This is a genomic window from Sedimentimonas flavescens (assembly GCF_025154035.1).
GTDB classification, from domain to species: Bacteria; Pseudomonadota; Alphaproteobacteria; order Rhodobacterales; family Rhodobacteraceae; genus Rhodobacter; species Rhodobacter flavescens.
Genome location: NZ_JAOALJ010000001.1, coordinates 480,936 through 502,465, shown reverse-complemented (window position 1 = coordinate 502,465; position 21,530 = coordinate 480,936). Strand labels below are relative to the sequence as shown.

13 protein-coding genes and 1 riboswitch are annotated in these 21,530 nt (G+C 61.7%); of the genes, 10 read left to right on the top strand and 3 right to left on the bottom strand.

Annotated features, from left to right (window positions below; genetic code table 11):
* Positions 1-224 precede the first annotated feature (224 nt).
* Both N3C64_RS02365 and N3C64_RS02360 read left to right on the top strand, forming a co-directional pair.
* Positions 225-554 (top strand): hypothetical protein, encoded by a 330-nt coding sequence (locus N3C64_RS02365; RefSeq protein WP_260011437.1) that lies wholly within the window; start codon positions 225-227, stop codon positions 552-554.
* Positions 554-3,370, top strand: a complete 2,817-nt coding sequence (locus N3C64_RS02360) for a hypothetical protein (RefSeq protein WP_260011436.1) — start codon at positions 554-556, stop codon at positions 3,368-3,370. The genes N3C64_RS02365 and N3C64_RS02360 overlap by 1 nt, the downstream gene beginning before the upstream one ends.
* Before the next feature lie 320 nt (positions 3,371-3,690).
* On the opposite strand, the gene N3C64_RS02355 is transcribed toward N3C64_RS02360, so the two are convergent.
* Positions 3,691-5,079, bottom strand: a complete 1,389-nt coding sequence (locus tag N3C64_RS02355) for an HNH endonuclease (protein ID WP_260011435.1) — start codon at positions 5,077-5,079, stop codon at positions 3,691-3,693.
* Between the two features lie 214 nt (positions 5,080-5,293).
* Here N3C64_RS02355 and N3C64_RS02350 point away from each other — a divergent pair, with 214 nt between their 5' ends.
* The 7 genes from N3C64_RS02350 to N3C64_RS02320 are packed head-to-tail and all read left to right on the top strand — an operon-like array spanning position 5,294 to position 19,029.
* On the top strand, positions 5,294-6,268 hold the full coding sequence (locus N3C64_RS02350) for a helix-turn-helix transcriptional regulator (protein ID WP_260011434.1): 975 nt from the start codon (positions 5,294-5,296) through the stop codon (positions 6,266-6,268).
* 23 nt (positions 6,269-6,291) lie between these two features.
* Positions 6,292-6,966: a HEPN domain-containing protein gene (locus N3C64_RS02345; RefSeq protein WP_260011433.1), complete on the top strand. Its 675-nt coding sequence runs from the start codon at positions 6,292-6,294 to the stop codon at positions 6,964-6,966.
* 9 nt (positions 6,967-6,975) lie between these two features.
* Positions 6,976-9,645, top strand: a complete 2,670-nt coding sequence (locus tag N3C64_RS02340; protein WP_260011432.1) for a PD-(D/E)XK nuclease family protein — start codon at positions 6,976-6,978, stop codon at positions 9,643-9,645.
* Positions 9,638-12,787 (top strand): UvrD-helicase domain-containing protein, encoded by a 3,150-nt coding sequence (locus N3C64_RS02335; protein WP_260011426.1) that lies wholly within the window; start codon positions 9,638-9,640, stop codon positions 12,785-12,787. The genes N3C64_RS02340 and N3C64_RS02335 overlap by 8 nt, the downstream gene beginning before the upstream one ends.
* A complete protein-coding gene (locus N3C64_RS02330) occupies positions 12,787-13,929 on the top strand; it encodes a DUF6361 family protein (protein WP_260011425.1) in 1,143 nt (380 codons plus the stop codon). Before N3C64_RS02335 ends, N3C64_RS02330 begins: the two co-directional genes overlap by 1 nt.
* Positions 13,922-15,796, top strand: a complete 1,875-nt coding sequence (locus N3C64_RS02325; protein ID WP_260011424.1) for a phospholipase D family protein — start codon at positions 13,922-13,924, stop codon at positions 15,794-15,796. Before N3C64_RS02330 ends, N3C64_RS02325 begins: the two co-directional genes overlap by 8 nt.
* Entirely contained in the window at positions 15,793-19,029 is a 3,237-nt protein-coding gene (locus N3C64_RS02320; protein ID WP_260011423.1) for a helicase-related protein, read from the top strand. Before N3C64_RS02325 ends, N3C64_RS02320 begins: the two co-directional genes overlap by 4 nt.
* Before the next feature lie 640 nt (positions 19,030-19,669).
* Here N3C64_RS02320 and N3C64_RS02315 read toward each other — a convergent pair.
* The gene (locus N3C64_RS02315; protein WP_260011422.1) at positions 19,670-20,038 is read right to left on the bottom strand and encodes a hypothetical protein; all 369 of its coding nucleotides are present in this window, start codon (positions 20,036-20,038) and stop codon (positions 19,670-19,672) included.
* Positions 20,039-20,162: 124 nt separating this feature from the next.
* Positions 20,163-20,268, top strand: a riboswitch (SAM-I-IV-variant riboswitch).
* Between the two features lie 82 nt (positions 20,269-20,350).
* Between N3C64_RS02315 and N3C64_RS02310 the strand changes: the two genes are divergently transcribed.
* Entirely contained in the window at positions 20,351-20,662 is a 312-nt protein-coding gene (locus N3C64_RS02310; protein WP_260011421.1) for a hypothetical protein, read from the top strand.
* A gap of 120 nt (positions 20,663-20,782) precedes the next feature.
* Here the strand turns inward: N3C64_RS02310 and N3C64_RS02305 are convergent, their stop codons facing one another.
* On the bottom strand, positions 20,783-21,514 hold the full coding sequence (locus tag N3C64_RS02305) for a hypothetical protein (protein ID WP_260011419.1): 732 nt from the start codon (positions 21,512-21,514) through the stop codon (positions 20,783-20,785).
* Positions 21,515-21,530: the final 16 nt, after the last annotated feature.

The following is a 21,530-nucleotide window of genomic DNA, read 5'->3' as shown; positions in this document are numbered from 1 at the left end:
ATGTCCCCGTCAGGCCCGGTGGCTCCTTGCGAGCCGATAGACGGGAAAAGGCGCGGGTGGCTTTGCCGCAAAGACGCGTGGAGACCGAGGGCGCGCAGGCCTCAAGGCTATAGGCGCGATTGACTGGATTTATCACATGACAAACACACCTTGGTCGCGGCCTGCGTCATAGCCCCACGCAGCCTTCAGCGACCACCGCAATGCGTGGGGCGCTGGAGACTGCGATGCAGCATGATGACGACCTGCGGGCGATTGTGTCCGCACTGCCACCCGAACTGAAACTCGACGGCGCGAAGTTCGAGGAGGTGCTCCGCAAGTTTGCGGAACGACGCCCTGGTTATTTCACCCAGCCGATCAGCAACGCGGAGTGCGCGGCGCTTCTGGGCAAAACGCCGAACGCCCTCGCTATGATGCGCCAAAGGGGAGAGGGACCACCCGGTTTTACCAAGATCGCTGGTGGGTACGTCTATCAATCCCGGCTCCACGTACTTCGTTGGGTGAACGATCAGATCGCGCGGGCTGCCTTGGAGCCATCGAAGCGGGGGGCGGCGTGATGTTCATCGATGCGAAACACAAGGACAAGCATTTCGCCGCGTTTACGGTCATCTCCTCAGAGAACCCAAGCGTGCTGACGAAGAGCTTCAGGCTCGTCGGCGATAAGCTAAGAAAGGAACCTGGTGGCACACTCCTTCAGGGGCGTGCTGTGGTTCGACGAGTGAGGGACCTGACAGAATTTGCCAGTGTGCTCGAAACTCTGCAGCCTGCGCAGGCGTTGACCTACGGTATCACGGGGCAGGACGATGTCGGCATTACGACCAACCGCTCTTGGCAGAAAATGAACCGTCCGAGCGACCCCATCCCGAGGACGAAAGATCACTTCTTCTGGCCGCAAGGGCGCGGCATCCTCATGATCGACTACGACCCGGAGGCGGGTACGGCTCCGTTAACGGTGGACAAGGTCATCGAGGCATTGCGTGCCGTTGCACCCGCTCTCGGTGATGTGGAGATGCTTGCCTGGCCGTCGGCGTCCTCTTGGATCAAGAACCGCGACACTGACCTTTGGCTTATGGAGGCAGGCGGACTGCGCATCTATGTTATTGTCGATGATGCCACCGATATACCTCGCGCTGGTCAGGTCCTGTCGGATCGTCTCTGGCTGGCGGGACAGGGCTACATAAAGGTCAGTTCTTGCGGAAGTCTCCTGGAGCGGACGATCGTTGATGGCTCCGTTTGGCAGCCGAGCAGGCTCGACTTTGCCGCGGGAGCGCTCTGCGAGCCACCGCTTGAGCAACTGCGCGGCAAGCCGCGCCTGATTGGGGGGACGCTGAAGACTGCAGATACCCGAAGCATGATTGCTGATCTGGATGTGGAGGAGCAGGCCAAAGCCTCTCGGATCAAACAAAGCGCTAAGGCCGATCGGAGGGGCGCCGCTCAGAAGATTCGGGCCGACTGGATCGAGGCGCGTGCACGCGAGATCGCGGGTGACGATGCAGATGACGCTGCCGTCAACGATGCGAGACGGGCGGCCCAGACGGCGCTGGACAGTGCGATCCTGCCGAAATCGTGGGTGCTCGAGGTGATCGGCGCGGACGGTCCAGTGACGGTGACCGTAGAGGAGGTGATCAATGATCCGGATAGGTTTGATGGCTGTGATACACTCGACCCCATCGAACCGAACTACGACTATGGGCGCGTCGTCGGCCGGCTATACCTGAGCAAGTGGCCGAAGACACTGCATAGCTTCGCCCGTGGAGGCCGCACGTTTCGCCTGGCCGATCAGGAGAGCGTCATCACGTATGTCTATGGCTCACTCGACAAAGCAGTTGAAGAGACGCTGGAGGTCCTTCGCACACACGAGCAGTTCTACGACTTCGGCGACGTCCTGGCTTATGTCGATAGTGGCCGCGTGTATGCCGTGAACAACTTCTTTTATGAGCAGATGATCTCCGGTTCGATCCGCTACATGAAGCCGGGTAGAAAGGGTGCCCTTATACCGACTGAACCTCCGAGCCAGGCAACGAGCCGCATCTTGTCTCTTGGGCGTGTCCGCAAGCTGAGATTACTTGCGGGCATCATCACTGCACCGACCGTAAGGCTTGACGGCTCGATCATTGAGCAGCCGGGCTACGATGCGGCGACGGGCCTCTACCTACACTTACCGGAGAAAGAACGGCTCGCGCCGATTCTTCGAAACCCCACCAAGGCCGAGTTGCGTGATGCACTAAGCCTTATGATGAAACCCTTCCGAGAATTTCGGCTGGCATCTCCGCAGGACTGGGGGGCACTTCTCGCCGCACTGCTAACCGCTGTAGTACGACGCGTCCTGCCTTCGGCCCCGGCGTTTGCTTTTGACGCCCCGGTTCAGGGTAGCGGAAAGACTCTCTTGGCTCAGTGTATTGCCGTTTTGGCGGGAGCGGAGGAGCCAACAGTCACGCCTCCGCTGTCAGGCCGGGACGCTGAAGAAGAGACCCGTAAGCGCCTGCTGACTTTCTTGAGGAGCGGTGTGCCGGTGCTCATCTGGGACAACGTCACGGGCGTTTTCAACAGCGCGACCTTGGCGGCATCGCTCACATCACCGGTGTTCAGCGACCGCGTTCTTGGTGCTAGCGAGAGCGTGACCCTGCCTAACCGCATGATGCACATCTTCACCGGCAACAACTTTCAGGTGAAAGGTGATATGGCGCGCCGCGTGATCCCCTGTCGGATCGACACGGGCTTGGAGGCACCGCTGGAGCGGTCCTTCGCACTGAACCCGCTGCACTTGGTAAAGGAACACCGCCAGGAGATGGTCGCTGCTGCGCTGTCGTTGATCCGCGCCGCGATCGAGAAGGAAGACATGCTGGAGAAGGCTCGGCCACTCGCTTCATTCGAAGACTGGGACCGCATCGTGCGATCGACGGTACGCTGGGTCAACGAGAAGCTGGCGCCTGGGGACTACAGTGACCCCGTGATGCGTCTGCGCGAAGCGGTGATCGAGGACCCGGAAGCAGAGGTCTGGCGTGATGTTCTGGAGGCCCTTTGGACGATCTTCGGCAGCAGGCGCTTCACTGCCGCAGACGTGATGAAGGAGTTGCCTTCCCGGGGGGCGTTCAAATCCGAGGCCGGGCGCGGACTCAGGGACGCCTTGGATGCCCTTACGAGCTGCGAGGATATATGGACCGCGCGGAAGCTGGGGCAGGCGTTCGGGTACCGCAAGGATCGGCTTGTCGGCAGGCTAAAGCTCCGAGTTGCCTCGGAGGCTGGGAAAGGGGCGAAAACCTGGGAACTCGAGCGCGATGGGAAAACCGGGGCCGACTTGCGCAGGGAAGCACGGGTGATAAGGATCCCGAGCCATGGAAAACGACCCGGAGCCCGGGATGAGGAGGTGTGATCGTGGGAGAAACCCTTCTTCGTCGCACCATGCAAAAAAAGCCTCAGGGCGTAGGACGCGCCACCTGGGATGTCCTGCGCGTCTTGAACGCTATACCGTCAGGCACGTTCCGACACCGCCATGGAACTTGGGTGAGGGGGCGGCGGCATCAACTGGAGCGGCTCTTGGCAAGCCGTCAGCAGTCCGTTCTCGCGGCAAAAGCCAGTACCAGCGGCTTTGTCGCAACCCTTGGATCCGGTGCTCATGGGTTACGGATGTGAACACTGGATCCACGCGATGCGACATCTGTTGAACAGTCTCAAGGCTGAGGTCTACGCACATCAGTCACCCACATGCCCGTCTCCATCTTGGTCGTTGGCAACCATGAACCGGCGGAATTGATGACGCAGGGCTTCCCGAGAGAGCTTGTGGTCAACCTTGCGATCTTTCAGGGATTTCGCATAGCGCGAGCTGTCCAGCGCAGAACTGACGACGAGCTTGCTCGTGCGAGGGTCGATTGCGATCAAATTGGCATCGAAAAGGGCGTGGATGTCACGACGCAGCAACAGACAGTTTTCTGCCACCTCGAAGGCGGGATTGCCGGTGTGCGGTATGACATGTGCGGCTTCGAGCGCCGCAGCGACGCCGACCCCAGTGAACACGCAGCGCCCGCCATGACGTTTCATTGCCTCTTCGCGGAATTTCTGCTGCCCAGGGCGGGCTTTTACCACCGCCATCTTGCGCTCGTTCTCTGCCTGCAGGATATCCTCGAGCTCCTCGTTATAGGCCCGCTCGAGCGGCGAGAGATATTTTGCCTCCGCCGCCGCCTTCCTTGCAGCGGCTTCTGAACCGAACTCCTGAATAAGCCCGTCGATGCAGTTCTTCTCCGTAGCGTCCATCTGCCATGCCCGCAGGCCGCGGTCGGCTTTCATGCATTGCAAAATGACCGTGTCTTGCACCCTTGGGCCGAGGATCTGGAAGCCGAATGGGCGGGGCAGGAGAATAACCTCACGCAGCCGTATCGCAAGTTCGTCCTCCTTCGCTTCTACCTCGTCCGCGAGCGCCGTAGCCGTGAGACCAAGGCCGTGCCCGTAGTTCCTATCCTCGTGCGTCCAGATGTAGAGCCGATCTCCGACCGCGACCCTGTCGCCGGGATCTTTGTTGCTTTTTGAAGAGGCGCGTTCGCCCCTCCATGGCATCTGCAGGGTTCGACCTTCCCAGTCTTCGGCGGATTTTGGCCGGCAGAGTCCACCCGGAGCATGGTCTTCTCCGTTGATCTTCAGAATGTACGCGGCGCCGACCGCGCCGGCCCGCCGCTCGTCGGCAGAGAAGCCAGCCGGATCGCTACCGGTGATTGCGTTCAAGATTTGATGAGCATCTGCGACCGTTCTGACCCCGAGGCGCGTGATCGGTCGTCCCGCAAACTGGCGGTAGTGCTTCAGATTATGATTGGCACCATCGTTCTCCGCGTCGGTCCAGCCATCTCTGGTCGGCTCCTTGTCGGCCCGCGTCACGCCCGAGGGAAGATTGTGCGGAAGATCAGAGCGGAGAAGCCAGAAATTGACGAGCGTGGAGTGGCCCAATTCAAGACCGACCGGCAACTGCGTCAGCTTGTTGCTCCAGACTTCGAGGTGGACCCGGTTGCCTTGGCCAGAAGCGGTCGGCACGAGATCGAAATCTCGCGTCATCACCTTCCGGGTGATGCTCTTGATGGCATCGATCTCGCTCATGTGACCGCGTCCTTCTCCATAGCCCGACCAGATCAGGTGGCGGGCTGATTACTCTTGGCGGTGAGACCGCACAGCGCTCTTCTTTCCCGGATTTCGGTGCGCCTGCCGGGCCTATACGTTCGTCATGAAAATCTATTGGGAATCGCCTCGACAGGACGCACGAATATTCCTAGCCTTCCTGGGTGTCAAACTCTGACAGGCTTGTGAGGCGAGGATGTCGTTTTCCAAAGCACAGGATCTGATCAGGCTCGCGCAACTGGCGGTGGCCCGGCGTGGGGGCATCAGCCTTGAAGAGATCTGCGCCGAGTTCAGCGTCTCGCACCGTACCGCACAGCGCATGACGGAAGCACTGGAGGCGACCTTCGGTAATGTCGAGAGTGAGGACGGCGAAGACCGCAAGCGGCGCTGGCGACTGGTGGATTCTGGTCTCTCGCGGTTGCAGTTACGACATGAGACATGCGTGGAGGCGCTCGAAATCGCCGCCCGCACGGCCGAAGCCGAGGGAAGACTGCGCCATGCCCGTGCGCTCCATGATCTGCGTGACGGGATGCTGGCGCGGGTTCCGGCACGCGCCAGGGTCGAAGCCGATGCCGAAGCTGTCTTGATGGCGATGGGCCAAGTCACGCGGCCTGGGCCGAAGGTCAGCCTGTCACCGGACATCCTCGACGCAATCATCGAGGCGCTTCGCGGTCCATTTCGGTTGCGAGTGCGCTACAATCAAGACGCCTCTCCGAGAATTCTTGAGCCACACGGGGTGCTGCTTGGGCATCGCACCTATCTCGCCGCCCGCGACCCGGCGAAGTCGGAAGATGTGCGTAATTTCCGTATCGATCTGATCCATGAGGCGGATGTTTTGCACGAAAGCTTCGCCTTCCAGAGAGGCTTTTCCATAGCAGACTACGCTGCGCAGGCCTTTGGCGTCTGGCAGGACCCCGCGCAGTTCGGCGAGGTTGTCTGGAGGTTTGCGCCCGAGGCAGCAGAACGCGCTGCAGGATTTCGCTTTCATCCGCATCAGAAGCTGGAACCGCAGAAGGACGGCAGTCTGATCGTGCGCTTTCACGCGGCAGGCTGGCTAGAGATGGCTTGGCACCTGTACCAGTGGGGGGGAAAAGTTGAAGTGATCGCTCCGCAAGCGCTGCGCGATATGGTCAAGGGTTACCGACGAGCGGATTTCTCGGCGATGCCCTAGCTGATTTCGAAGGGATATTTTGAATGACCGATACTTTGAATTTCGATGCGCTGAAGACCAAACAACGTGCCCTCCGTGAGGGCTTTCCCGAGACGATGGGGTTGCGCGTGCATCGCGCCATCAGCTGGATCGGCAGAGCCGAGGACTTCCGAGAGGACGACGACTCCCGCTTCATCTTTCTTTGGATCGCCTTCAATGCTGCCTATGCCGACGAACGCGAGTTTCAGGCAATACCGCAGGGCGAACGGGCCACTTTTCTGGAGTTCTTTGGGAAACTGAGCGCGCTCGACACGGATCGGCGTATCTACAAGGCTGTTTGGCAGCGGTTTTCTGGCCCGGTTCGGCTTCTCCTCGAGAACCGCTACGTCTTCAATCCATTCTGGCAGCATCACAACGGGATCGAAGGGTTCGACGACTGGCAGGGGCGCTTCAGGGCCTCGTCTCGGTCCTTTGCTCAGGCGTTCCAAACCGGCGACAGCGCGCGCGTCCTGAGCGCCGTGTTTGACCGGCTGTATGTGCTGCGCAACCAGCTGGTTCACGGCGGAGCGACCTGGAACAGCGGTGTCAATCGCTCCCAGGTGCGCGACGGGGCGGCAATCCTTGGCTTCCTGTTGCCCATATTCATCGACCTGATGATGGATAACCCGCACGAAAACTGGGGTCGCCCGTTTTATCCGGTGATTGGCGGTCAGGCTTGATTTCAGAGGGTGTCACATTTTGACATCTTAAGCCGCCATCATTTTGCCATAGCCAATGGATTTGTGGATTTCATGAGACTCACTCCTTTGCAAACTGCCGCACCCGTCACGGGTGCTGTGCGCCCCGTGACGACGGGGCTCTTGCGCGACACCTATCTTGTGCCGGTCGAGGTGTTTGATTTGGCGCCGATCGATGAGCAACGGGATGCGCCTTGGTCACAAAGTCTCGCCGTGGCACGGGATGAGACCGTGTTTGCGGTGACCCGCGCCCTTGATGCTGTCGCCCGTGCGACCCAGACCCTCTTGCCTTCCGAGTTGCAGCCCGAACGCCTGCCCGAGGGCCGCGCGCGACGCCACTTGAGCGCGTTACGCGACCTTTGGTCCGATCTAGGCGGATCCTTGCCTGAAGACTTGCAGGTCTGTCGAAACGTGATTGGATCAGATGCAGCAGACGCGCTCGAACCGCTGCCTCTGCTTGCCTCGATCGATTGCCCCTATGCCAATTCATCGGAGGATGCGCTGGCGCGCGTGCTCCGACATCACCACGGAACGGCTCCCGACGCGATCACGCGTAGTTGGCAGGCGCTGCATCCGCCGCTCTCGGGCATCGCCCAAGGTGCACTAGGTCATGTCCAAAGCAATCTGACTGGTCGCGCCGCGCCTGTTGTCGCAGATGCCAGCCTGCAAGTATTCGGTCTGCGTGATCCGATGGAAGAGGCCGAATTTGCCGCTGCGCTGGTCCAGCGTTGGCTTGATGCTGGCGAAATCGATACCGCTGCCGAGGCGGGGCTGCTCTTGCCCGATGATCCAGCCTATGGCCTGGCTCTGACGGAGGCCTTTGACAGGGTCGGTCTGCTGCTCTCAGGCGCACCGGCGGTGGCCGCAGAGCGCGACTCGGTGTCGGAGCTGATCGCGGCCCTGCTGCCGGTCCTGCAAGGCCCTGCACCCCGAACCGCGCTGGCCACGGTCGCCCTATCACCATTGATGCCCTGGTCGGCCGCTACCGGGCGCGCAATCGCGCGGGAGGTGATTGCGCGCGGCTACTCGCGACTCTGGCGCAGCCTTGACGGACCGGCTGCTGCGCTGGCGGAGGCCCTGCGCCCGGTGACAAGCGTCGCCGCGCTTTTCGCGCGACTTGGCGAAATCGACAGGCTGCTTGCTGTCCCGGGCCGCTTGGGTGCTCGGATTGCGCTCCTGCGCGCCCAGTCAGGTGAGGAGCCGGGCTGGCAGAAGCTGCAAGCCTTGGTTGCGCCGCGCCCGTTGCAGGGCGCGGCACCCGCGCGGACAATCGAAGGCGTCAGCGTTTTTGCGGAACCCGACTTGCCGTGGCGAAGCGTGCGGCGGCTGGTCGTGCTCGGGATGAACGGGCGTGGTTGGCCGAGGCCGCAACCGGCGAACCCGTTCTTCACCGAAACCGAGATCGAGCTGATCCACGCGGCCACCGGGCTGCAGTTGAGTAGTCGCGCCCGGGTGAACGCGCGACGGCTCGAGCTTTTTCGCCGCCAGCTTTGCGCCGCGACCGAGGCTGCCGTGCTGCTCGCCCCCGCCAGGGACATGGCCGGCACTGAGTTGCCACCCACCACAGGCTTTGCACTGATTGGACGACTGCTGGGATGCAAGGATCCGACAGAGCTGGCGATCGATCCTCGACGACTTCCCGCAGAGCAATATCCAGTGGGTCTGACCGCTCGGCTCCCTGACCACGCCGCGGGCCAACCAGTCTTGCCGGAAAACGGGGTCGTCAAGCTCGATCGCGACCTTCTCGCTCTGAAAGCCGAGGCAGGAGGTGACCCACCGGCGCAGTCGCCCACGCAGCTTGAAACCCTGATCATCTCGCCGCTGGCGTGGCTCTTGGGAGAGGTCGACGCAAACGACCGCACATGGAAGCCCGAATTGCTTGATGTTCGGGTGCTCGGAACATTGTTGCATGGGGTGATAGAGCGGGTCTTTCCTCCCGATGCAAAAGTGCCCGAGGCGGCGGAACTTTCGCGCATGACAGAGGCGGCACTCGGCGAGGTGATAGCGCGAAAGGCCGGTTGGCTTGCGGAACCGATCTGGGCCGCCGAGCGCGCCAGTCTCGTGCGCGAGGCCTTGCGCATGGTTCGGGCGTGGGCGCGATTCCTGTCCGACAATGGCGCGGTAACTCTGGGCAATGAGCTTTCACTTTCGGGAGATCATGCTGGGCTGATGATCGCTGGGCGCGCCGACAGCCTGCTACAGCTTCCTGACGGGCGATATATGGTCATCGATCACAAACGTTCATCGGCAGCCAAGCGGCGCAGTCGGATGGAGCTGGGCTGGGATCTGCAGGTGGCGCTTTACCGCGTCATGCTGGAGAGATCGAACGCCCATACCGCGCTCGCCGAAGCCACCGCATCGGGTGCGACCATCGTCACGGCCTATCATACGACGCTCGACGGCGCGGTGCTGGCTGATGGGGCGGGCAGGGGGCTCGCGCGGGTCGAGTGCCCCGCCGACGATCCAGCGCGGGAGGCATTAAAACATCTTCAAGCAGTGGTGTCAGAGGTTCGCAATGGATGCGTGACCCTCAACCGTGCGGGAGATGCAAAGCGCTTCGGAAAGGAACGCGGCATCACCGCCTATGCGCTCGAGGGTGACGAACTTGTGGGGGCGCTTCTGATGCCCGAAGAGCAGACCGATGAGGTGCAGGATGACTGATCTCACACTCGTCCCCGCCGGCGCCGGGGCCGGCAAGACCACCCGCATTCAGCGCACCGTTGCGGGCTGGGTAGTCGATGGGGACGTCCATCCGGGACGTATCCTTGCAGTCACCTTTACCGAGGCGGCCGCCGCCGAGCTCAAGGCGCGGATCCGTGCCGAGTTGATCGCACGCGATCGCATCGAGGAGGCACTCGAACTGGAGCGCGCCTATATCGGCACGATCCACAGCCTTGGGCAACGGCTGCTCACCGAGCACGCTTTTGGTGCGGCGCGCGCACCGTTCAGTCGCCTGCTAACCGAAGCTGAACGCGACCTGTTGATCCGGCTGCAAATGGGGACTTGTGCCGAATTGCAGGAGGTCATGGTCGATCTGGCGCGGTTCGGCTACCGCTGGAACCCCCAGAGCGAAGCCAGTGCCGAGGATCAGTTCCGCGCCGATGTGCTGCGGACTATTGATCTCTTGCGCGGTCTCGGTACGCGAGGGCAGCAACGCGAGATTATTCTTGGTGCGCTTGCGGAGCTCGATGCCGTTTATGGCGCGCGCGTGGATGACCACGAGCCTCTCAACGAGACACTGCGCCGTGCGGCGCTAGCACTACTTGACCGGTTTCCCGAGGGTATCGCCGGTCATGCCACGAACCCGACGGCAGCCAAGGCTTTTCGCGAGGATCATGCGCGCCTTCGTCAGGCCGCGGAAACCGACGCGCTCTCGAGGGACTGGGCGCTCTGGCAGAAACTGAGAAAGCTCCGCGTTACGATGAGGGGTGCCCCGACACCTGTCGGCTACGACGATCTCGCGCAGGCGGTAATGACGGCTGCCGAAGGGCTTCTCGTTCATCCCGGCCCGCTTGCTGATGCAAAGGCGCATCTGCAGGCGCTGATCCATGGCGCGCAGGCGCTCATGACGGGCTACGACGGGGCAAAACGCGCGGGCGGACTGATCGATTTCACCGACATGATCACCGAGGCCGAGGCGCTTCTGGCGAGCCGGCCAGATATCCTCGCCTCTGCGCTGGGAGAAATCGACTGCGTCGTTATCGACGAGTTTCAGGATACTAACCCGGTGCAGTTCTCCCTCCTTTGGCGGTTGGCCAGGGGCGCACCGCGCGCCCTGATCGTGGGTGATACGAAACAGGCCATCATGGGTTTCCAGGGTGCGGACCCACGGCTTTCCGAAGCGCTGCACACCGCTCAGCCGGAGGCCGTCAAGCCGCTCGATCGCAACTACCGATCCGACCCGCGGATCATGCGCTTCGTAAATACGCTCGGTCGGGTGCTGTTTCCCGAGGGCTATGATCCGCTCGAACCGGATCGGAGCGAAACCGGTACCACCGCAATTGAGGCCCTGGTTCTTCCTGGGGGGCGGAAAGACGTCAGCGCCTCCTGCATCGCCGCGCATATTGCGGCGCTGCTACGGGAGGGTGCCGAGGTGATTGACCGTAAGACTGGCAGTTTGCGACGCGCTCAGCCCTCAGATGTCTCGGTGCTGTGCTATACCGCCGCCAAGGCATCCGCCGTGGCACAGGCCTTGCGATCCGAAGGGTTGAGAGTACGAATTCAATCCGACGGCTGGCATGCGGCGCCAATCACCAGAATTGCCCGCGCAGCGTTGGCATTCGTCGCCGATCCGGACGATATCCATGCCGCGTTGCGCTTCCTGACGCTCGGTCCAGCGCATTTCCCGCTGAACGATGCACTGCAACTGGCAATCGATGGTGCGCTGGGCACGCACGAAGACCTCGTGTCTTTGGCGCGCCTCGTGCCTTCTGAGACGTCGCTCACCGTTTCGGCACTGCTCGCGCGGGTTATTGCGACAGCCGGTCTACGCGACTGGGCCGCCACGCTGGTGGAACCGGCTCAGGCGCTCGCAGATCTGGCGAGGCTCGAGGCCGAGGCGCTCGCTTTTGATGATCTCGCGGCGGACCTGAAGGCAGCCGCGGGATTTCACGGCACCTCGGCGCAGGTCTTTCTTGGCTGGATTGCCGCACAAACCGGGCGTGATGTTGATCGACACCCCGACCCCACTGGCTGGTCCGCTCCAGGTATCGAGGTCTGCACCTGGCATGCCGCCAAAGGGCGGGAATGGCCAATCACCGTCGTTGCCGGACTCGATTACAGTTTTGTAGAGCGCCCCAACACGCTGCGCGCCGAGTTCGACGGCTTCGCGGACCTCGATACGGTGCTCGATCGCGCCGGGCTCGGTTGGTTGCCGGACTTTGCGGCGCCCGAAAAGCAGTCGCCGTTTTCAGAGGCGCTGATTGATGCGGACGAGCGCGATGCTGCGCGTGAACTTTACGTAGCGCTGACGCGGGCGCGGGACCGGTTGATCCTTGCGCTGCCGCCAGCGCCGTCCAAGGACAAAGCCCGGCCTGAACGGATGGTCGATCTGCTGCGCGCCCGTAGCGGGTTGAGCACGGCGGCCGACGGCAGCGGCCTGACCATTTGCGGCGAAAGCTTTCCCGCCCGCGTCGTGGTGGCTGCCGCCCCCGTCGATGACGCTGCGCCCGAAGTCGAGTCCATCCCGGTGCCCCGCTTCGGTCTGGCGCGCCGAACCCCTGAAGCCCCCACACGTCCTTGGCGCAGTACGCCCTCCGGGCTGGTGGCATCGTCTGATGCACCGCGTCCGATACTGCGCAATATTGTTCTGGGGGCAGCCATCCGTCGTATCCCTGATGCCTTCGATCTGGCGACGGAACGCGGCTCAGCCTTGCATCTTGGCTTTCGAGTGGCATCTGAACGGCCTGATAAGTTGGAACCGCTTGGTGCTTTCAGCGGGTTGGCCCCGGACACGATCGCCGAGATCGCGGTTCAGGCCCGGGTGGTCAGAGACTGGCTCGCCGCGCAGGGTTTTGATGCGTTGCATTTCGAATTGCCGCTCCAGGAAATCGCGGCTGATGGTTCCGCCGTCAACGCCATCATTGACCTTCTTGCCGAAGGGCCGGATGGGCTTCTTGTCGTCGATCACAAATCCGGGGCCTGCCCAGATCCGGAGGCACGGTTCACCGGCTATGCCCCACAATTGCAGGCCTATGCGGATCTGGCGCAGCGGGCGTTCCGCAAGCCAGCGCGAGGTCTTGTCATCAACTGGATGAATGAAGGGCTGGTTTCCGTGCTTGATCTGCAGGAGGAGAACGTCTGATGGCTGGGCTGGCGTGGATCGACTTTGATCAAGCTGACCGTGACCGCACGCGTCGGATCATCGACCTTTTCGACGAGAAGGACACGCGCGACGAGCTTGGCCTTGGTGCGGTCCGCGATGCGCTTTCCGATCTGCTGTTTCCGGGCACTTCGACCATCCAGACCCGGTTGCGCTACATGCTCTTCGTGCCATGGGTATACCGGATCGCGGCGCAGGAGCGTTCGGGCCGCGCCCCTGCAGAGCGCGCCCGGGCACTCGAGATCAATCTGATCCGGGCGCTCGAGACAGGGGGCGAGAGCAATGGGGTAATCGGCAGCGTTGCGCGCGAAGGGCTCAAGCGTCTGCCAAGTGACGTCTACTGGGCGGGGCTTTTTACCCTCGGCATCCGCCGTCTTCCCGGTGGCCGCAGTGCCTATCTCGAGGCGCGTGACCCCACGCCGCTCTGGGCGGCAAACCTGCCTGCGCCGCAGGAGGGGTTTCTGACGCAGACCTCATTCCGGCTGCGCGGAGAGGAAGCCGATTTCTTGCGCGATCGTCTGCGTCTTTCTGTGCCCGGAACGCTTTTTGATGAGCTCGCACAGGCCCATGATGTGGCTCAAACTGAGACCATCTGGAGCCATCCGGGACGTGAAGGGTTCTCGGCGCAGAATCGTGCGATAGTGAAACAAGCTGAGCGGTTTTCGGCGCTGATGCATGGGGCGGCCCTGCTTTATAACCTGCTGTTGGCCGAACGCGCCCAAGCGTTGCATGGCGCCACTGCAGGGGATGGCGGGGCGCGCGTGGATGACTATCGCCATCGTCTTGAAGCCTGGCGCGCAGGGCTCGATCCGCAATTGCTGGCAGATTGGGATCTCGACGTGCTTTGGGAGCTCAGCGGGTGCACGATCCACCGCGTTTCGGTTCTGACACGGCAGTTTGTAGAAGACTGGCGCAATCTGGTGCAGCAAGGCGCAACCGAGGGCGGCGGCTCTTCCGACGCTCGACAGTTGATCGCGACGCGCGAACGCAGGCTCAAGGGCGCCAAGGCGCGACTTTCCAACGACGCGGCATTGGCGCGCTGGGGTGGCGCCTCGGGGACACAGCCGCTTACGTTCCGCTGGCGCGAGGCCCGCATGCATCTGAAGGACCTAGCCGATGCCTGAGCGCACCGCCCTCGATCCGGCCAACCGAAGGCTCTATTCGGATATCCTGCGTGCCCCGCCTGGTTACGCGTTCGATGCTGCTGTCGCAACGACCTATTCGCTCGATTTCGAGACTGCTCTGACCGTCCCCGCGACGCTCGCCTTTCAGGCCGCCGAGGCGCGGGCGCAACTGCTTGACACGCCGCTTGCGCTGCTCGAAGGCCTTGAGAGGCTGGCGGGACGGATGGCTATCTTCTGCGAAGCCGGGCGCATCAAGGCGGTGCCGAAAAATCCCAACTGCCTGACTGCGCTACTCGAGGACACGATCACCGAGGTGCTGGCCCCGAAAGGAGGTGCCTTCCATCCCAAGCTCTGGCTTTTGCGTTTCAACGCGCTCGACGATCCCGGAGCAGTTGTTCTGCGCCTTGCGATCCTGTCACGCAACCTCACAACCGATCAGTCCTGGGATCTTTCGCTCGTGCTCGACGGCCGTATCTCCTCGGAGCCAGACGATAATCGCGCGCTGGTGCTGCTGCTTTCGGCCTTGCCGGGTCTTACTCCGCGCGGCGCAACCCCGAAGCGCAGCCGGGATCTGATCACCAGCATGATCGAGACGTTAGAGCAGGTGCGCTGGACACGCCCCGAGGGGGTGAGCCGGATTGCCTTTCACGTGAATGGCCTTGGCGCGACGCCGTGGCGTCCGCTTGCCGGGCGTGGTCTGACAGTGATCTCGCCTTTTGTCAGCGCCGACGCGCTCGAGCATCTCACGCAGGGTGTGGCGCCCGAAGCGGCACAACTGGTTAGCCGGGCCGAGGAGCTTGCGCGCATCCCCGGGCCGGTTCTGGCGCGGTTCGGCAAGGTACTGGTTCTTGATGAGATGGCTGAGACAGAGGATGGCGAGGAGTGCGAGGCCGAGGATGCAAGCCTTTCGGATCAGCCCCCGCGTCGGGGGCTGCATGCCAAGGCCTTCGTGACTGAACGGTATTCGAGCACCGAAATCACCATGGGTTCGGGCAATGCTACCAACGCCGCGCTGCTCAGTGGGGCGAATGTCGAGATTTTCGCGACCCTCACCGGGTCCTCGCGTGCGCTTGGCGGCAGGGAAGAGCAGCTTGACGCCAAGGCGGCTCTGGGCAAGTTCCTTTCGGACTATCAGGGCATCTCGCCGACCGACAGGACCGGTCAGAATGCGGCCGAGAAGCGGCTCGATATGGTGCGGGCTGAGATCGTGCGGGCGGGGTTGACGCTTGCTTGCACAAGCGATGGTGACGAGCGGATCGCACTTCGGCTGTCGAGCGCCCATGCTCTGGTCGTGCCCGAAGGGATCGAAATGATGTTCTGGCCGCTGATGGCCGGGGCGGCGCAGGGCACAAAACTCATTCGGGTCGGGCCTGAGGCGCAGCCGCTGGGCGCACTCACGCTGCGCGATGTGACCCGCTGGCTGGGCGTACGGCTGCGCGATCTGGAAACGGGACTCGCGCTTGAATTTTCTCTTGGGGCAAGGCTCGAGGACCTCCCGGAAGGACGGGACAAGGCAATTCTTCGCGCGAGAATCGCGGATCGCGGTGCCTTCCTTCGTTATATGCAACTCCTGCTTGCTGATCCCGGCGGCGCTGCGCAGGCATTTCTGAATGCCACAAAGGATGGTGCGAAACGCCCTGGCTTCGGAGCCTTCGGGGAGGTGCCGCTGCTTGAGGCGATGGTCAAGGCGCTATCGGGGGAGGGGAAAGCGCTCGATGATGTGGAGCGGTTGATCGCCCGGTTGGGTGATGCTTGTGATGCCGCTGGAGATCCGTTGATCCCGCCTGAGTTCCTGACGCTGTGGGAAAGCTTTCGTACCCTGCGCCAGGCCTCGGCGCGCCGAAGCAGAAAAGGGTCAAGACAATGATCGGATCTTCGCCTGAGCGTTTTGACGCCGAAAGCGCGCTGCGTCCCCTAAAGGCCTTTCAGCGCGCCACGGTAGACCATGTTGCGGCCCGGCTACTGACCGATACCGATCGAGTGACACAGTTTCTCGTGGCCGATGAGGTGGGGCTAGGCAAGACCATGGTCGCGCGCGGAGTGATTGCGCGCACGATCGAGGCGCTGCAAGGCAAGGTTCCGCGTATCGACATCGTCTACATCTGCTCGAATGCCGCAATCGCGCGGCAGAACGTGAAGAAACTCGATGTCCTCGGTGATGGCCGCGCGCACGTGCTGCCGACGCGGCTGACGATGCTGGCGCTGGAACTGGCGCGCGTGGGGGGTATCCGTCCAAGCGGCGTGAATTTTTACTCACTAACGCCGGGCACATCGCTCGACCTCAAGGAGAGCGGAGGGCGGAAGGAAGAACGGGCGCTGATCTTGCGCATGCTGTCCCCCCTTCTGCGTGATGCCGAAGCGGCGAACGCCCTTTTTCAGGGATGGGCGGGGGTGCAGGGATGGGCTACGACGCGATCACGGATCGATGCTCGGGACATTGAGAAAACCATCGAAGCGGGATTTCGTGAGGCGGTGCTTCGAGAACCAGAGTTGCTTGATCGTCTCGAAATTCTGGCCTCAAAGGCAACGGGGCCGACCGACAGCACGTTCAATTCCGAACGCGAGGCACTTGTCGGGCGGCTGCGCACACTCCTTGCGCAGGAAAGCGCCCATGCGCTGAAGCCGGACTTGATCGTGCTTGATGAATTCCAGCGCTTTCAGGGGATTTTGACAGGTACGGATGAAGCGGCGGACCTCGCGCGCAGGCTTTTCGGTTTTGAAGACAACGATGGTAATCGAGCAAAGACCCTGCTGCTCTCCGCGACCCCCTACCGGATGCTCAATCTTGAAGGTGATGCGGATCGCGGCGAGGAAGAGTTGGAACCTGGCGACCACTACCGCGAGTTTCTGACGGTGCTGGAGTTTCTCTACGGTCCGGAGAGGGCGCCCGGCGTGCGTGCCGAACTGGAGTCAGAGATGCGGCGCTACCGTGCAGCGCTTGGGCAGCTTCCTCTGGCGCAGGCCGAAGCGCGGGGCGCGGCACGCCAGATCGAGGCCAACCTGCGTCAGGTGATCGCCCGAACCGAGCGCGTGAGCGAGACGGCGACGCGCGATGGCATGGTATGCGCGGTTACTCCTGAGCTTCGGGTGACATCCGAAGACCTGTATGACGCTCGCGCGATGAATGACCTCGCCCGGGCATTTGGCGCCGCCGACGTAACGGGATTCTGGAAATCGGCGCCCTATCTGCTGAGCTTTCTGCGAGATTACGACCTCGCAAAGCGTATCGACGCGGCGAAGGACGCACCCACGCCGGCACAGCGAAAGGCCTTGCGTGCTGCTCTTCGCTGCCAGCTTTCGCGCGAGGCGGTCGAGGCCTATGAACCGATCGATCCAGGCAACGCTCGTATGCGGGCGCTGATGGAGTTGGCGTTTGCCGATGGCCTCGGGCAGCGGCTCTGGATGCCACCGAGCTTGCCCAGTTTCGGCGCAACCCGGCGCGGCAGTAAGCTGCTGATCTTTTCTGATTGGCAGATGGTGCCCGATGCTATCGCGGCCCTTCTTTCCTATGAAGCCGAACGCCGCATGGGTCTGGGGCAGCCGCGCGGAGCGGCACAGGCGCATTCATATTCGGATCCTCCGACCGCGCGCCCGCTGCGCTTTGCCGTGACGGACGAGCGTCTTGCCGGGTTGCGAGTCCTGCCGCTCATGGTCCCCTCACCCCATCTTGCGCGCGCAGTCGATCCGCTCGCGCTGTCGCAAGACGGCCCGCTCGCCGACTATGCCGCTCTACGCGCACAGGCCCGCACCTGCTTGGAACCACTTGCCGAGGGGATCATCGCGCGGTCCGTTCCTGCGGACCGCGAAGTTACGTGGGACTGGGCCGGGACCACTGGAGAGGATCTATCGAAACCCGACTTTGCCGCTTGGCTTGCCCCTTGGGGTGCGGCGGAGAGGGAGGGGGACGAGGCGGGTTGGCGCGAGCACCTGAGCGCATTGCGTACGGCAGGCCGTGGGTCGATTCTAGGTCAGCAGGAGCGCACCGTGCTGCTCGATCACCTGACCGACCTGGCTCTGGGCAGCCCCGCGACTTGCGCCCTGCGCGCGCTTGCGCGGCATGCGCCCGACCTGGCGCTCGATGATCCATTGCTCCTTTCGGCGGCAACGAAGGTCGCGATGGGATTTCGTCGTCTTTTCAACATGCCGGATGCGCAGGCGCTGCTGCGCTCGGAAGGAGATGAGACCTATTGGCGCGCTGTGCTCGACCACTGTGCCCGCCATGACCTGTCAGCAGTTCTTGACGAATATCTCCATGTGCTGCGAGAGGCTGAGGGCTTGGCCGAGTACCCGTCGGCACAAGCCATTCCTAAACTGGCCGAAAAGGTGGTCGAAGCACTTTCGCTCCGACCCGCGCAGATCGATCTGCGGCGTTACGAGCTGCGCGGCAACCGCATCGTGATCGACCGGCAAGAACGCCGGCGCACCAATTTTCGAATGCGCGGCCGATTTGCGACACGCCTCGTGAAGGGCGGCAGCAGTGAGGATGGGACGCAGCGCGTCGATCAAGTCCGGCAGGCCTTCAACTCGCCCTTTCGCCCCTTCGTTCTCGCTTCAACCTCGATCGGTCAGGAAGGGCTCGATTTCCATCTCTACTGTCATCGGGTCGTGCATTGGAATCTGCCCGGAAATCCAGTGGACATTGAGCAGCGCGAAGGGCGTGTAAATCGCTACAAGAACCATGCTGTACGACTAAACCTGGCTCAAGCGCAGCGCGGCACATTGACTAGTGGTGATGCCCGTTCGGACCCCTGGGTGCGCATGTTCGAAGCCGCGCGCGCAGGGACCGAAGCAAGTGGCGACATGGTTCCGTTCTGGCTCTTGGAGGGCGATCACAAGGTCGAACGCCATGTGCTGTCGTTGCCCTTCAGCCGCGAGAGCACGCGCCTTGGCTGGCTCAACCGCACGGTCGCGCTGTACCGGCTCGCCTTCGGTCAACCGCGGCAGGATGATCTGCTGGCAATTCTTGACCGCGCGGCGGCGGAACTCTCCCCGAGCGATCTGGATGCGCTGCAGATTTCGCTTCGTCCGAACTCAGAGAGTAGCCAAGGCGCTGGCGCCCAGGGTACTAATTTTGATGGGAGTTTGGGTGGTTTAGGGTAGTTTGCGGCGATTTCGGAAGGAACCTGCGTCCATCTTGAGAAAATATCGGGGTGGATCTGCCAAGAAAACTACCCTCGACTACCCTTCTTCCCCGAAATTAGTACCCTATCAAGGCGATGCGCATCGGCTGGGCCTCCTCAAGGGCTGCCAGCAGTCCCAGAGGTCTTGACGATCTAGCACGCGTCGATCCTACGATGGACTGCTCCGTTTGCCGCCCTGCGTTATAATTGCGACCTTTAGCCCCTCCTGCGTGGTGACTATCGTGTCCGAGCCGCAGCCACTGGGTACGCTGCCCGAGCACCTTTGGAGCGTAAAGACTTGGGGTTTGGTCCAAGCTGCAGTGCGTGTGCTGCCATCTGCGCTACCATATTGTCCTATGGTGCTGGTTCAAATGATGTGGATGTTGTTTAACATATTGAATTAAAGCGAATTTTATGCGGTTCATCTATCTTTGCGCCTATCATGGACGGAGATGAACGAGCAATTTCAGCGCTTCATATGGCTGAAAGTTGCCTACACCAACGCAGGATGTGATCTCCCCGCGGGTGTTGGGTAGAACCCCAATTGGTGGAAGGTCGTCTGGCGCGCGTCGCGTCGCGCCTCTTCCCCCCGATGTTTGAGAAGACTTGGCTCCCATCGTTCAGGGCGCGGCGATGTCGTCTTTCAGGAAGCGCTCGAGAAGCGCGACGTGATCAAAGTTCGTGTCGGTGCGCAAGACTTCAACGCGGGCCATCGCGAGGTCTCGGGCGAGTTCTACCACCTCGTCAGCCGCGAACTCCACGCTCTTCGGTCTGGGATAGATGTAAGGCAGTATGCTCTTCCAGGCTCCGATCGCCTGGCCAAGATCGCCCTCATTCTCGGCGCGCTCCGCGAGGCGGATCAAGGCATCGACCGGGCACAGTCCAGCCGCAACGATCTTCTCAGCCAAGGCATCACTGCGCCGCATCCGGGAGCCCTTCGGTCGCCCGGCCCCCTCGCGCTTGCCTCCATGCCCCGTTGTGCTCGTCATTACCTTGAATTTCCTGCGTTCTTTTTCAAGCTCATGTCAATTTTACCCGGGACGATGGGCAGCGCACAAGCTGATCCGTGCCTCGTTACCTATTGATTTCAATGACGGCGTTCGGTATCGAGGAGACCTGCATCAAGAGTTGGGTTCATGCCCACACCAACCTGCTTTCCCAGCAAGGTGGTCTCCTCCGGGAAGATGCGGCCAAAGATGAGGCAATTATAGGGTTAAAGCCATGTTCGCCATTTTACGTATCAGGAACACGGTCCGGGGGATCAATTCTCCGCTCCTCTGCAGCTTGGCTCGGATGGGGGAATGACGATGCAACAAAACATCCCGCCAAAGTTTGACGAAACCGCCCAGACCGAATTCTTGAAGCGGACCCTTGCACGCGCCATGACCGAACGGGCCTTGAAACGTGCTGTCGCCTTGAAGCAGATGGAAGTGCTTCTGGGGCGCGTTGCACGCGGGCAGACTCTTGGCGTTCAGGGTTTCTTGCTGAGCTCCATTGCGCGCGAATACCCAGTCAGCCATCGCGCGATGGACCTCGAACTTCGCGGAAAAGGGCCGCAAGGGCTCGTCGAGGTCGCAGAGCAGATCGAACTGAAACTATGGGTCGCGCGCTAGTCGAGTTGATGACTGGGCGATGACGCTGACTTCGGGTCACTCCGCCCGACGGATTGACGTCGGGCGGAGGACTGTTTCAGGTCCGGTGGCAGCCCTCTCTCGGTCCGAGCATCGCTTGCTTCAAGTCACGTCACGCGTGAGTTGAAGCTCTTTCGGGCGCGGGATGACGAAAATCGCTATGCCGAACAGAAGCACGATCAACCCGAGAAGATACCCACTCGGTGAGCCGAAAGACGCCCAAATACCACTCCAGTTGGCTGCTATGAGAACGAACAAGAAATTGCGCCATCTGTAGAGTTGGGGCTTTTCACGCCTGATCCCGTACCAAGCCACGGCCCAGATGGTGAGGCCAGCAAGCTGACCTAACAACGGTCCAAAATCTTGGTTGACCGAGAAGCCTACCACGATGCCGCCGAACATCGCGGTGGTCGCGCTCACAATGCCCCACAGCCAGATCAAATTGAGATGGCCGAACCTAAGTGGCATTTTTCCGCCGTTCGGGTCGCCTGTGAGCCCGTAGGCCACCGAAAACACGCCCCACCATAAGATGATGATGGTCATCGCAACCTCTTCACCGCTCCGCGCGTGACTGGCGACGAAACACAAGAAGCCCGAAGCGAGCGTAATGACGGCGAGGTGAAACCATCGGTATCTTGCGCCCGGAAAAACCCAGTCGTGAATGACGGCGATGAAGGGCGAGAGGGCAAGAAACACGAAGGAGAACAGCATGTGAATTATCTCTTCGTCGCCAAGCATAACGTGAGAGAAGGGGCCAGACAGGACAAGCGACAGCAGTATCCACAGGCCAGCAAGAACAATCCAAATGCGTTTCCGTGTGGTGTCAAATTTCATTGTCGAATTTACCTTT

Bases quoted from the DNA above. Each gene is read 5' to 3' on its own strand.
- N3C64_RS02325 (WP_260011424.1), top strand. From the start codon at position 13,922: ATGCCTGAGCGCACCGCCCTCGATCCGGCCAACCGAAGGCTCTATTCG.
- N3C64_RS02310 (WP_260011421.1), top strand. From the start codon at position 20,351: ATGACGATGCAACAAAACATCCCGCCAAAGTTTGACGAAACCGCCCAG.
- N3C64_RS02365 (WP_260011437.1), top strand. From the start codon at position 225: ATGCAGCATGATGACGACCTGCGGGCGATTGTGTCCGCACTGCCACCC.
- N3C64_RS02335 (WP_260011426.1), top strand. From the start codon at position 9,638: ATGACTGATCTCACACTCGTCCCCGCCGGCGCCGGGGCCGGCAAGACC.
- N3C64_RS02305 (WP_260011419.1), bottom strand. From the start codon at position 21,514: ATGAAATTTGACACCACACGGAAACGCATTTGGATTGTTCTTGCTGGC.
- N3C64_RS02360 (WP_260011436.1), top strand. From the start codon at position 554: ATGTTCATCGATGCGAAACACAAGGACAAGCATTTCGCCGCGTTTACG.
- N3C64_RS02320 (WP_260011423.1), top strand. From the start codon at position 15,793: ATGATCGGATCTTCGCCTGAGCGTTTTGACGCCGAAAGCGCGCTGCGT.
- N3C64_RS02355 (WP_260011435.1), bottom strand. From the start codon at position 5,079: ATGAGCGAGATCGATGCCATCAAGAGCATCACCCGGAAGGTGATGACG.
- N3C64_RS02330 (WP_260011425.1), top strand. From the start codon at position 12,787: ATGGCTGGGCTGGCGTGGATCGACTTTGATCAAGCTGACCGTGACCGC.
- N3C64_RS02350 (WP_260011434.1), top strand. From the start codon at position 5,294: ATGTCGTTTTCCAAAGCACAGGATCTGATCAGGCTCGCGCAACTGGCG.
- N3C64_RS02345 (WP_260011433.1), top strand. From the start codon at position 6,292: ATGACCGATACTTTGAATTTCGATGCGCTGAAGACCAAACAACGTGCC.
- N3C64_RS02315 (WP_260011422.1), bottom strand. From the start codon at position 20,038: ATGACGAGCACAACGGGGCATGGAGGCAAGCGCGAGGGGGCCGGGCGA.